Origin of the sequence: Niveibacterium sp. (assembly GCF_041909475.1) — a bacterium.
Taxonomy (GTDB): domain Bacteria; phylum Pseudomonadota; class Gammaproteobacteria; order Burkholderiales; family Rhodocyclaceae; genus Niveibacterium.
The window spans coordinates 48,902-60,823 of sequence record NZ_JAYRDJ010000019.1 but is presented as its reverse complement, the minus strand read 5'-3'; the positions used below and the strand labels follow the sequence as shown (position 1 = coordinate 60,823).

The 11,922-nt window shown below is 67.6% G+C and carries 12 protein-coding genes; 1 reads left to right on the top strand and 11 read right to left on the bottom strand.

Features of this window, described 5'->3' with window-relative positions; translation table 11 throughout:
- Nucleotides 1-7 precede the first annotated feature (7 nt).
- The 8 genes from rlmH to ACE3P0_RS13460 all read right to left on the bottom strand — a co-directional run bounded on the left by rlmH (nt 8) and on the right by ACE3P0_RS13460 (nt 5,228).
- Entirely contained in the window at nt 8-478 is a 471-nt protein-coding gene (gene rlmH, locus ACE3P0_RS13495) for a 23S rRNA (pseudouridine(1915)-N(3))-methyltransferase RlmH (RefSeq protein ID WP_374403189.1), read from the bottom strand.
- Nucleotides 478-849 (bottom strand): ribosome silencing factor, encoded by a 372-nt coding sequence (gene rsfS, locus ACE3P0_RS13490; protein ID WP_172203237.1) that lies wholly within the window; start codon nt 847-849, stop codon nt 478-480. Before rsfS ends, rlmH begins: the two co-directional genes overlap by 1 nt.
- Nucleotides 849-1,541, bottom strand: a complete 693-nt coding sequence (gene nadD, locus ACE3P0_RS13485) for a nicotinate-nucleotide adenylyltransferase (protein WP_374403188.1) — start codon at nt 1,539-1,541, stop codon at nt 849-851. Before nadD ends, rsfS begins: the two co-directional genes overlap by 1 nt.
- Nucleotides 1,525-2,337, bottom strand: coding sequence for a BPSS1780 family membrane protein (locus tag ACE3P0_RS13480; protein ID WP_374403187.1), 813 nt, complete (start codon nt 2,335-2,337; stop codon nt 1,525-1,527). The genes nadD and ACE3P0_RS13480 overlap by 17 nt, the downstream gene beginning before the upstream one ends.
- Nucleotide 2,338: 1 nt before the next feature.
- Nucleotides 2,339-3,076 carry a BPSS1780 family membrane protein gene (locus tag ACE3P0_RS13475; RefSeq protein ID WP_374403186.1) on the bottom strand — a complete coding sequence of 246 codons (738 nt, stop codon included), beginning with the start codon at nt 3,074-3,076 and terminating at the stop codon, nt 2,339-2,341.
- Nucleotides 3,077-3,163: 87 nt separating this feature from the next.
- Entirely contained in the window at nt 3,164-4,108 is a 945-nt protein-coding gene (locus ACE3P0_RS13470) for a homoserine kinase (RefSeq protein WP_374403185.1), read from the bottom strand.
- Nucleotides 4,109-4,147: 39 nt separating this feature from the next.
- Entirely contained in the window at nt 4,148-4,489 is a 342-nt protein-coding gene (locus ACE3P0_RS13465; protein ID WP_374403184.1) for a DUF2782 domain-containing protein, read from the bottom strand.
- 10 nt (nt 4,490-4,499) lie between these two features.
- Entirely contained in the window at nt 4,500-5,228 is a 729-nt protein-coding gene (locus tag ACE3P0_RS13460) for a TIGR00730 family Rossman fold protein (protein ID WP_374403182.1), read from the bottom strand.
- A 75-nt stretch (nt 5,229-5,303) separates the two neighbouring features.
- Here ACE3P0_RS13460 and polA point away from each other — a divergent pair, with 75 nt between their 5' ends.
- Nucleotides 5,304-8,099 (top strand): DNA polymerase I, encoded by a 2,796-nt coding sequence (gene polA / locus ACE3P0_RS13455; RefSeq protein ID WP_374403180.1) that lies wholly within the window; start codon nt 5,304-5,306, stop codon nt 8,097-8,099.
- 71 nt (nt 8,100-8,170) lie between these two features.
- On the opposite strand, the gene hutI is transcribed toward polA, so the two are convergent.
- Genes hutI through hutH form a run of 3 tightly spaced genes read right to left on the bottom strand, consistent with a single transcriptional unit; the run spans nt 8,171 to nt 11,907 of the window.
- Nucleotides 8,171-9,388, bottom strand: coding sequence for an imidazolonepropionase (gene hutI / locus ACE3P0_RS13450; protein ID WP_374403179.1), 1,218 nt, complete (start codon nt 9,386-9,388; stop codon nt 8,171-8,173).
- A complete protein-coding gene (gene hutG / locus ACE3P0_RS13445) occupies nt 9,385-10,359 on the bottom strand; it encodes a formimidoylglutamase (protein WP_374403178.1) in 975 nt (324 codons plus the stop codon). The genes hutI and hutG overlap by 4 nt, the downstream gene beginning before the upstream one ends.
- A gap of 3 nt (nt 10,360-10,362) precedes the next feature.
- Nucleotides 10,363-11,907, bottom strand: coding sequence for a histidine ammonia-lyase (gene hutH, locus ACE3P0_RS13440; RefSeq protein ID WP_374403177.1), 1,545 nt, complete (start codon nt 11,905-11,907; stop codon nt 10,363-10,365).
- Nucleotides 11,908-11,922 lie beyond the last annotated feature (15 nt).

Genomic DNA, 11,922 nt, shown 5'->3' with positions numbered 1-11,922 from the left:
CTGCCGCTCACTCGCGGTGGTAAGGGTGGTTCTTCGTCACGCTCCAGGCGCGGTACAGCGCCTCGGCCAGCAGCACACGCACCATCGCGTGCGGCAGGGTCAGCGACGAAAGGCGGATCTTCTCGTGTGCCGCCTGTTTGAGTGTCGGGTCGAGCCCGTCCGGCCCGCCGATCACCAGCGCAACATCGTCACCCGCACCCAGCCAGCGCTCCAGCCGTTGCGCGAGTGACTTGGTGCTCAGGTCTTCGCCGCGCTCGTCGAGGATCACCAGCCGTGCGCGCGGCGGCAGTGCGGCGCGGATGCGCTCGGCTTCGGCGGCCATCATCTGCTCGGCGGTCTTGCCACCGCTGCGCGGTTCGGCCTTGACCTCGACCAGATCGAGCGTGCATTCACGCGGCATGCGCTTGGCGAAGTCGCCGAAGGCCTCATCGACCCAGCCCGGCATGCGGGTGCCGACGGCGAGGATCGCGAGCCGCATCAGAGCGCTTCGCCGTGCGCCTCGGCCGCATGCGGGCGGCGGCGAACCGGCGTATGCGACCAGATCTCTTCCAGGTTGTAGTAGCTGCGTACGGCAGGCTGCATCACGTGCACGACGATGTCGCCGAGGTCGACCAGCACCCATTCGCCGGTCTGTTCGCCTTCGACGCTGATCACTTCGCCACCGGCTTCGCGGACCTTGTCCTGCACATGCCGGGCGAGCGCCTTGGTCTGGCGGTTGGAATCGCCACTCGCGATCACGATGCGGTCAAACAGCGAGGTGAGGCGGGTGGTATTGATGACGTCGATATCTTTGGCCTTGATGTCTTCAAGGGCGTCGACGACCACTTTTTCAAGCTTGGCGATATTCATCAGGACGGTTCTTCCTCCGGTTCGCAGGGCGCCTCGCGATAGAGGCGGTGCTGGGCAATATAGTCGACAACCCCATCCGGCAACAGGTAGCGCGGGCTCTCTAGGCGCGCGCAGGCGCTGCGGATGGCGGTGGCTGAAATGTCGAGCGGGGTGATCGGGAAACGCAGGATGCAGCCGGCTGGCGACGTCGCCAGCGCGCTTGCATCGGTGCTTCGTTCGTCGCACACGGCCGCCAGCTCGGGCGACAGCGCGTGGGGGGCGAGCGAATGGCCGGGCCGGGTTGCGACGGCAATGTGGGCAAGCTCGAACAGGCTGCGCCAGCGATGCCAGGTCGGCAGGCCGGCGAAGGCGTCAGCCCCCAGCAGCAACACAAGCGGTTGCTGTGCGCCCAGTTCGCGGCGCAGGCGTTCCAGTGTCGGCACGGTGTAGCTCGGTGCGTTGCTGAGGACCTCCGCGGCATCGACTTCCAGCGTAGCGTTGCCGGCGGCGGCCAGCTGCGTCATCGCCAGGCGTTGTTCCGCTCGCGCGCCGGGCGCGCCGCGGTGGGCGGGGCGGCCAGCCGGAATCAGGCGTACGCGGGCGAGCCCCAGCTGCTGGCGAGCCTCTTCGGCAAGCCTCAGGTGGCCGAAGTGGATCGGGTCGAAGGTGCCGCCGAGGATGCCGAGCGGCGCGAGCTCAGGCGAGCGGACCATCCTGCAGGCCCGGGAAGACGTCCAGCGCGTTGGCGTAGAAGGCCCCGTAAAGGCCGGGGATCAGCAGCATCGGCAACATCATCGCGATCGACGCGCCGAGCGTAGGCGAGGCCATCGCGATCACCGCGCCGATCACGCCCGGGATCAGCCACAGCACCAATGCGACGGCGAGCCCGAATACCAGAAAGGCCGCGAAGTTGCGCCAGAAAGCGATGAAGCTGAAGAACGCGGCTTTCACCGGCGGCACCTCGCGCCAGGCGGTCAGCAGAGGCGCGAACCAGTTGGCCATCATCACCGGCATCGTCAGGCCCATCAGCATCAGCGCGGAGCGCATCAAGGCGTCGGCGTCGAGGGCCGGGTCGTCGAGCTTGCGCCGGCCCTGCATCACGTCGATCAGCAGGCCGCCGTCCCAGGCCGTGGTCAGCGCGAGCGCCAGCAGGCTGCCGACGTAGTAGATCAGACCCAGCACGACCAGCTCGCGCAGATTGCGCTGGAAGCCCGAGAAGAGCGAGAACGGCAGCACCGTGTCGCCCTGTTCGATTGTCCGGCAGACGTTGAACACACCGACCGACAGGGCGGGTAGCAAGAGTGCGAGCGGTGCCTGCGCGATCCAGGGCGCTACCGATTCGGGCAACACCGTGACCAGCAGCGGCACCAGCATCATGCCGGCGAACATCAGCACCAGCCACATCAGCATCACGTTGGCTGCGAGTGCAAACGGATTGCGCCGGTACAGCGCGAAACCGGCCTTGACCCAGGCCCAGCCGCGCGAGGCGGGCAGTTTGTGCGCCTGCATCTCAGGCCCCGGCGCCGGTGTTGGCGAACACGTCACGCCACGATGCGTAGATCGTGGTGGCGACCAGCGGGATCACGACGACGATGCCGAAGCCGAAAGTCAGCGTGATCGCCAGCGGCACACCCAGCACGAGCACGCCGCCGACCAGCGCACTGGCGCCGGTGTTGCGCAGCGCGGCGCGGAAGGACAGGCGCATCGCATCGAAGGGGGATGCGCGGTTGAGCATCACCAGTGCCGGCGCGAACCACAGCGCCAGCAACATGCCCATCACGACGACGAAGGACACGAAGATATCCGCCACCCAGCTCAGCGCGAGCGTGATCCAGTCAAAACCCGCGAGGCCGGTGATATCGAGCAGCAAGCCAAGGACAAGGCTGGTGACAAAAGTGAGGATGCCCGCTGCAGTCAGCGCGATGCCTTGCAGCACGCCGATCATCGCCAGGTTGGCGGCGTGCTGGCGCAGGCCGTCCCATAGTTCGTTGATCTTCAGCGCGCCGGTTTCACGCGAATGGTGGGCGGCGGCGACCATGCCGCCGGCCAGTACCTGTAGTACGACCATCGCCAGCACGCGGCCGATCAGTGGCAGCCATACGGCGATCGCGAGTACCAGAAAGGTCGCGGCACCCATCATGGCCCACACGGCGGGGTGCGCCAGAAACAGGCGCCAGCCTTCGCGAAACCAGCTCAGCGCGCGGCTGGCCGGGACTTCGGCCGGGGTGGGGAGGTTATGAGCATGCATGGCAGGCGGGTCGTGCGATCGGGGCGGCGGGATGCGGATGCTACCAAATGCGCAGCGTTTTCCGCGCTGGCGGCCGGCGCGGATGTCTCACGGCAGGGGGACCACACCGGGCTGTGCGATGCGCGTACGCAGGATCTCGCGGAATTCGTCCGGGTTTTTCACCAGCACCATTTCGCCTTCGCGCGGGCGGTGGAAGTCTTCCAGCCGCGAGAGCCAGAAGCGCAAGGCCGCGCGGCGTAGCATCGCCGGCCAGGCTTCGCGTTCGGCGCGCGTGAACGGCCGGTCGGCGTGGTAGGCACGCAGGAAGGCGCTGGCGCGCGCCGGGTCCAGCGTGGCGTCGGCACGACCGCACCAGTCGTTGAGCGTGACGGCTACATCGAACAGCAGCGCGTCGGTGCAGGCGAAGTAGAAGTCGATCACGCCGCCGACGTGCTCACCATCCCACAGCACATTGTCGCGGAACAGGTCGGCGTGGATCGTGCCGGTCGGCAGATCGAGGTCGTCCAGCCCGCGCTGCACGATCAGCTCGGCTTCCAGCAGTGCGCGGTCGCCCGGTGCAAGCTGCGGCAGCACCGCCGCCGCGGCGCGTTCTCGCCAGGCCGGGCCGCGCGAGTTGTCCTGCCTGCGGCCGTAGGACATGCCGGCCAGATGCAGCCCGGCGAGCATCGCCCCGAGGCGTTCGCACTGCGCCACGGTGGGCGCCATTTCGGAGCGGCCGGCGAGCCGCATCACCATCACGGCCGGGCGGCCAGCGAGGGGGCCGAGGTAGTCATTGTCACGGTTGGCGATTGGCGCCGGCACCGGCAGGCCGTGGCGGGAAAGATGCGCCATCAGGTGCAGGTAGTACGGCAGCTCGGCGCGCGGCACGCTTTCGAACAGCGTCAGCACATAGCGGCCGAGCGTGGTCGTGACGAAGAAATTGCTGTTCTGCACGCCGGCTTCGATGCCGCGCAGCTCGACCAGCCGGCCGACGGCGTAGCCGGCGAGCCAGTCGTGCATCTGTTCCGGAGTGACGGTGGTGAAGACGGACATCGTTTCAGTTTGCTGGCAGCACAGTGCCGCGCCAGCGGCTTACCAGGACTTGATCAGCCACATCGGCACCGACAGGCTGCGTTCGTTGTCATCCGCGCGCGAAAACACGCCGTCGCCTTTGTGGTCGACCAGGTAGTAGGGTTTCCCGACCTTGGGCGTCACCTTGATCATGTAGAGCCGACCCTTGATGCGGTACTCCTCGATCTTGTCCTCACCGCGCGTCGATACGGTGACTTCCGGCGCTTCGTCGGTGTCGACGACGCCGGCCGGCGGCGGTGGCGGTTCGGGGATCGGTTCGAGTTTGGGCGGCTTGTCCTGCGCCATCACCGGCGCCGCGGCAAGCAGGGCGATCGCGAATAGATTGCGGAGTGTGTGGGGCATGGTGTGCCTCCTACAGGTTGAGCATCAGCTCGTGCTCGCCCGGCAGCGGCTCGAATCCACGATGCTCGTAGTGTTTGAAGATCGCCTCGACCACATCTTCCGGCGAGTCCAGCACCTGGATCAGATCGAGGTCTTCCGGGTTGACCATCTTCTCGGCCACCAAGCGCTCGCGGAACCAGTCGATCAGCCCCTTCCAGAACGGCGAATGCACCAGGATCACCGGGATCGGCCGGCTCTTGCCGGTCTGGATCAGCGTCAGCGCCTCCATCAGTTCGTCCAGCGTGCCGAAGCCGCCGGGCATCACCACGTACGCGCTGGCGCACTTCACGAACATGTACTTGCGCGCGAAGAAGTGGTGGAAGGTCTGCGAGATGTCCTGATACGGGTTGCCGTGCTGCTCCATCGGCAACTGGATGTTGAGGCCGACCGAGGGCGAGCTGCCGAAGTAGGCGCCCTTGTTGGCCGCCTCCATGATGCCGGGGCCGCCGCCGGAGATCACCGAGAAGCCGGAATCCGACAGCAGGCGCGCGATCTTCTCGGCTTTCTCGTAGTACGGATCGTCGGGCTTCGTGCGGGCGCTGCCGAAGATGCTGACAGCCGGGCGGATCGGCGCGAGACGCTCAGTCGCCTCGACGAACTCTGCCATAATTCCAAAGATCCGCCATGCCTCGCGCGCCATCTGGTTGTGCGTGCCGGGCGTTGCGGTGGTTACGGGCGGGAGTTTCTCTTTCGCGCTCATTCTTGTCTTTCGTCGCAGGATCGATGTGGTGCCGGTACCGGCACGACACCTGCCGCGCTCACCGGTTGAATACCCATGCCGACGCTTCTGCTGGTCGACGGATCCTCTTATCTGTACCGCGCATTCCATGCCATGCCTGACATGCGAAATGCTCGCGGAGAGCCTACTGGCGCGGTGTTCGGGGTGCTGAACATGCTACGCCGGCTACTGGGTGACTACAAGGCAGACCGGCTTGCCTGTGTCTTTGATGCCAAGGGCAAGACCTTCCGCGAAGACCTGTTCCCCGACTACAAGGCACATCGCCCGCCGATGCCGGACGACTTGCGCTTGCAGATCGAACCGATCCACGCCTGCGTGCAGGCGATGGGCTGGCCGATCGTGATGGTCGAAGGCATCGAGGCCGATGATGTGATCGGCACGCTGGCCCGGCGCGGGGAAGCGGCCGGCTATGACGTGGTGATCTCGACCGGCGACAAGGACATGGCCCAGCTCGTCACGCCGCGCGTGAAGCTGGTGAACACGATGAGCAACGAGGTGCTTGACGAAGCCGGCGTACTCGCCAAGTTCGGCGTGCCGCCGACGCGCATCATCGACTACCTTGCGCTGGTCGGCGATGCGGTGGACAACGTGCCGGGCGTCGAGAAGTGCGGGCCCAAGACCGCGGTGAAGTGGCTGTCTGAATTCGACTCGCTCGATGGCGTGGTCGCTGCCGCGCAGCAGAAGGTTGCCAAGGGCAAGAAGGAGGACTGGGCGATCGGCGGCGTGGTCGGCGATAACTTGCGCAAGCACCTGGACTTCCTGCCGCTTGGTCGCAAGCTCGTCACGATCGAAACCGATTGCGAACTGCCGGTGACGCTCGATCAGCTGGCGTTTGGCATCAGCCAGAACGAGACGCTGGCCGAATGGTTCGAGCGCCTGCAATTCCGCACCTGGCTCAAGGAGGCGCGCGCCGCGCTGGGTGGTGGCGACGCCGCTGCCGAGGAGTCGTCCGCGCCTGCCGCAAAGCCTGAGGTTGCCGCCATGCCGGCGCAGGCTTCGCTGCTGGATGATGCCGGTGCGCATCGCGCCGCCTACGTCACGATCCTCGACTGGCAGACCTTCGACGCCTGGCTGGCGAAGATCAGCGCAGCACCGCTGACGGCCTTCGACACCGAAACCGACAGCCTCGACCCGATGCTCGCGCGCCTCGTCGGCATGAGCTTCAGCGTGCAGGAGGGTGAGGCCGCCTACCTGCCACTGACGCACCACTACCCCGATGCGCCCGCGCAGCTGCCGCTCGCCGAGGTGCTCAACAAGCTGCGCGGCTGGTTCGAATCCGATGCCCACCGCAAAGTAGGCCAGAACCTGAAGTACGACATGCATGTGCTGGCCAACCACGGCATCCGCTTGCGGGGCGTCGAGCACGATACGCTGCTCGAATCCTTCGTCGTCGAGAGCGACAAGGGCCACGACCTCGACCAGCTCGCCAAGCGCCACGCCGGCATGCTCGATACGCTGAGCTACACCGATGTGTGCGGCAAGGGTGCCAACCAGATCGGCTTCCATGAAGTTGCGATCGCGCGGGCGACCGAATACGCCGCCGAAGACGCCGACGCCACGTTGCGGGTGCACAACGTGTTGCTGCCGCGCGTGACCAGCGACGCCGCGCTGGCCAAGCTTTACCGCGAGGTCGAGATGCCGGCGATGGAAGTGCTGTGGGCGATGGAGCGCAACGGCGTGCTGATCGACCGCGACCTGCTGCTGCGTCAGTCCGACACGCTCGGCCGCCGCATGCTGGAGCTGGAGGCCGAAGCCCACGCGCTCGCCAAGCAGCCCTTCAACCTCAACAGCCCCAAACAGATCCAGGAAATCCTGTTCGAGCGCGAGAAGCTGCCGGTGATCAAGAAGACCCCCGGCGGCCAGCCCTCGACCGATGAAGAAGTGCTGCAACAGCTGGCGCTCGACTATCCGCTGCCCAAACTGCTGCTCGAATACCGCAGCATGGCGAAGCTGAAGAGCACCTACACCGACAAACTGCCGCGCTCGGTGAACCCGAACACCGGGCGGGTGCATACCAGCTTCTCGCAGGCCGGTGCCGTCACCGGCCGGCTGTCGAGTTCCGAACCGAACCTGCAGAACATCCCGGTGCGCACCGAAGAAGGGCGTCGCATCCGCGCGGCCTTCATCGCCGCGCCGGGCAACGTCATCGTGTCGGCGGACTACTCGCAGATCGAGCTGCGCATCATGGCGCACCTGTCCGACGATGCGGGCTTGCTCGAAGCCTTCGCGCAAGGGCTGGATGTGCACCGCGCCACCGCCGCAGAGGTGTTCGGCCTCGTGCCGTCGGAGGTCACCAGCGAACAGCGCCGCTACGCCAAGGCGATCAACTTCGGCCTCATCTACGGCATGAGCGCACACGGGCTGGCGAAGGCGCTTGACCTCGAACGCAGCGCCGCACAGGCCTATATCGACCGCTACTTCGCGCGCTACCCCGGCGTCGCCCGCTACATGGAAGAGACGCGCCACTTCGCGCGCGATCACGGTTACGTCGAAACGGTATTCGGCCGCCGCCTGATGCTGCCCGAGATCCGCGCCGCGCAGGTCGGCCGTCGCCAGGGTGCAGAACGCGCCGCGATCAACGCACCGATGCAAGGCACCGCCGCGGACATCGTCAAGATCGCGATGCGTCGGGTGTATGACTGGCTGCAGGGCAGTACGCTGCAATCGAAACTGCTGCTGCAGGTGCACGACGAACTGGTGCTCGAAGTGCCGCAGGGCGAGCTCGATGTCGTGAAGCCAACGCTCGCGGAACTGATGAGCGGCGCGGCGGCCTTGAAAGTGCCGCTGGTGGTCGAAGTCGGCGCCGGCGCCAACTGGGACGAGGCCCACTAGGGGCTCGCGCTGCGAGGCGCGCTAGCGCTTCGCGTTACGAGGCCCACCAGGGCATCGCGCTGCCAGGCGCGCTAGCGTTTGATGCCGCCCACCCAGGTCGCAGCCAAGGGCCGCGCGCCGAGCGCGTAAGCCAGCTCGGCTGGCTCGCTGATCCGCCACAAGGCCAGATCCGCGCGCTTGCCGACGGCGAGCGTGCCGCGATCGACCAGCCCCAGTGCACGTGCCGCTTCGCGTGTGATGCCGGCGAGGGCTTCCTGCGGCGTGAGGCGGAACAGCGTGCAGGCCATGTTCGCCGCGAGCAGCAGTGAGGTCAGAGGCGAGGTGCCGGGGTTGGCGTCGGTGGCGACGGCCATCGGCACGCCAGCCTCGCGCAGCGCGGCGATCGGCGGCAGCCTGGTTTCGCGCAGGCAGTAAAAGGCGCCGGGCAGCAGTACGGCGATGGTGCCGGCCGCTTTCATCGCGGCGATCCCGTCGTCCGACAACCATTCGAGATGATCCGCGGAGAGCCCGCGGTAGCGTGCGACCAGCGCGGCGCCGCCCTGGTCGGAGAGTTGTTCCGCGTGCAGTTTCACCGGCAGGCCGAGCTTCGCAGCGGCGTCGAACACGCGGGTGGTCTGTTCGGGCGTGAAGGCGATGCGCTCGCAGAAGGCATCCACCGCGTCGACCAGGCCTTCGCTGGCGAGCGCGGGCAGCATCGCGGTGCAGAGGTGGTCGATGTACGCATCGGCCTCGCCGGCGAACTCCGTTGGCAGCGCGTGGGCGCCGAGGAATGTGGTGCGCACGGTGATGCCGCGCAGTTCCCCGATGCGGCGCGCGACGCGCAGCATCTTGCGTTCGCTGGGCTGGTCCAGCCCGTAGCCGGATTTGATCTCCAGCGTGGTGACGCCCTCAGCGAGCAGTGCGTCGACGCGCGGCAGGCTGGCGGCGAGCAGCGCGTCTTCGTCGGCCGCACGTGTCGCACGCACCGTGGAGAGGATGCCGCCACCGGCGCGGGCGATGTCTTCGTAGCTCGCGCCGTTGAGCCGGGCTTCGAATTCGTTGGCGCGGTTGCCGGCGTAGACGAGGTGAGTGTGGCAATCGATCAGCCCCGGCGTGAGCCAGCCGCCGGCGCCGTCGTGGGTCGGCAGCGCGCTGAACTCGGCGGGCAGCTCAGCTTCCGGCCCGAGCCAGGCGATGGTGCCGTCGCGCCACGCAAGTGCGGCGTTGCGGACAGTGCCGTAGCCCTCACCGACGAAGCTCGCGAGATGGACGTTGCGCAGCAGTCCGTCCCGGACCGGCGCGTCGTTCACGGATGCGCCCCCGCGGCGATGCGGGCAACCAGCCGGGCCGCGACCCGCGCCGTGTGGGCGTCGATGTCCTGCGCGGGGTTCAGTTCGGCGATGTCGGCGAGGCGCAGCTTGCCGCTGGCGACCGCCGCGTCGATCAGGGGTTCGATGACTTCCATGGCGACGCCGTGCGCCGAGGGCGCCGAGACGCCGGGGGCGAGGCCGGGCGGCAGCACGTCGAGGCAGATCGTCAGGTACAGGTGGTCGACTTGCGCGAGGAATGCGTGCAGCGCAGCGAGCGCGGCGTGCAGCTTCGCAGCGCCCAGTTCTTCATCCAGCATCCAGCGCACGCCCACTTGCTTCGCGCGCTCGAACAGCGCCGCCGTGTTCGCGAAGCGCGAGATGCCGAACACTGAGTAGTGGAAGGGCCAGCCCTGCGTGTGCGAATACTCGGCGATCTGCCGGAAGGGGGTGCCGGAACTCGCGCGGTCCGCCGCGCGCAGGTCGAAATGCGCGTCGAAGTTCAGGATGCCGATGCGCGGTGTTTCGCTGCTGCGCTTCTTCAGCGCGGTGGCCAGCCCCATGAAGCTGCCGAAGGCGATCTCGTGCCCGCCGCCCAGCCCGATCGGCAGGTGGCCGCGCTCGATCAGTTTCGCGATCTCGCCGGCGTAGTGGGCCTGCGCGGCTTCCAGTGCGTCGCCGTCGCAATGCACGTCGCCGGCGTCATAGAGCACCGAGGCCTCGGCCAGCGCGACGTTGGCCAGCGCGCGACGCAGGGCGGTGGGGCCGGCGGCGGCGCCGGGGCGGCCGAGGTTGCGGCGCACGCCGGCGTCGCAGGCGAAACCGAGCAGCGCGACACCGTGGCGCTGCGTGGCATCGCCCAGCGGCTGCACCGCCTCATGCCAGCGCTGGCTGAAGTGCGCTTCATGCGAGTCTTCGCGACCCTGCCAGATGGTCGCGTCGAAGCCGGTATGCCGTACGCCCTCGGTGCTCATGGTTCAGCCCTCGATGGATGGCATGAGATCGTGCGCCGCGTGGTCGAAGATGCCGGAGAGCACCATGCGCTGCGCGGCTTCCAGATCGGGTGCGAGGTAGCGGTCGTCCGAATGGAAGGGCACCTCGGCGCGCAGTTGCGCATGCACCTTTTCCAGCGGCACCGAGGTCTTCATCGCGCGATGGAAGTCGATGCCCTGCGCGGCGGCGAGCAACTCGATGCCGACGATGTGCGCGGTGTTCTTCGCCATGTCGGTCAGGCGCCGGCCGGCGAAGGTGGCCATCGAGACGTGGTCCTCCTGGTTCGCCGAGGTGGGCAGGCTGTCGACGCTGGCCGGGTGGGCGAGCGACTTGTTCTCCGACGCCAGTGCCGCGGCGGTGACGTGCGCGATCATGAAGCCCGAGTGCAGGCCGGGGTTCGGGATCAGGAAGGCCGGCAGGCCCGATAGCGAGGCGTCGATCAGCAGCGCGATGCGACGCTCGGACAGTGCGCCGATCTCGGCGATTGCGAGCGCGAGCGTGTCTGCCGCAAAGGCCACCGGCTCCGCATGGAAGTTGCCGCCCGAGAGCACCGACCAGTGGCCTTCGTGCTCGAAGATCAGCGGGTTGTCGGAGACCGCATTGGCTTCGATCGTCAGCGTGGTGACCGCGCCGCGCAGCAGGTCCAGACATGCGCCCATCACCTGCGGCTGGCAGCGCAGCGAGTAGGGGTCCTGCACGCGGTCGTCGTTGGTCAGATGCGACTGGCGGATCTCGGAGCCGGCGAGCAGTTCGCGGTAGCGCGCGGCAACGGCGATCTGCCCCGGCTGGCCGCGCACTTCGTGGATGCGGGCGTCGAAGGGCGCGTCGGAGCCGCGCGCGGCGTCCACCGACATCGCGCCGGCTGCAATCGCCGCGGCGAACACACGCTCGGCGAGGAACAGGCCTTGCAACGTCAACGCGGTCGAGGCTTGGGTGCCATTGATCAGCGCGAGGCCTTCCTTCGCAGCGAGCTGGATCGGCGTGATGCCGGCTTCGCCCAACGCGTCGGCCGCATTGCGTTCGACGCCATCGACCCGCACGCGGCCTTCGCCCATCAGCGCCAGTGTCATGTGCGACAGCGGCGCGAGGTCGCCCGAGGCGCCGACCGAACCCTTGCTCGGGATGCAGGGCAGGATGCCGGCGTTGTAGGCCTCGATCATCGTCTCCAGCACCAGCGGGCGGATGCCCGAGAAGCCGCGCGCGAGGCTCGCGATCTTCATCGCGAGGATCAGGCGCACGACGCCGTCGTCCATCAGCGGGCCGACGCCCACCGAATGCGAGCGGATCAGGTTGGTCTGCAGCGCTTCGAGCTGGTCTTCCGCGATGTGCGTGTTGGCGAGCTTGCCGAAGCCGGTGTTGATGCCGTAGGCGGGCTTTCCGGCCTCCACGATGGTGCGCACCGCGGCGGCCGAGGCGCGCACCGGGCCCCAGGCGGCGGGGTCCAGCGCGAGGCGGGCGCTGCCGTCCCACACCGCGCGCAGCTGCGGCATCGTGATCTGGCCGGGGACGAGGGTGATGGTCTTGGTCATGTCGGAATCCAGTGA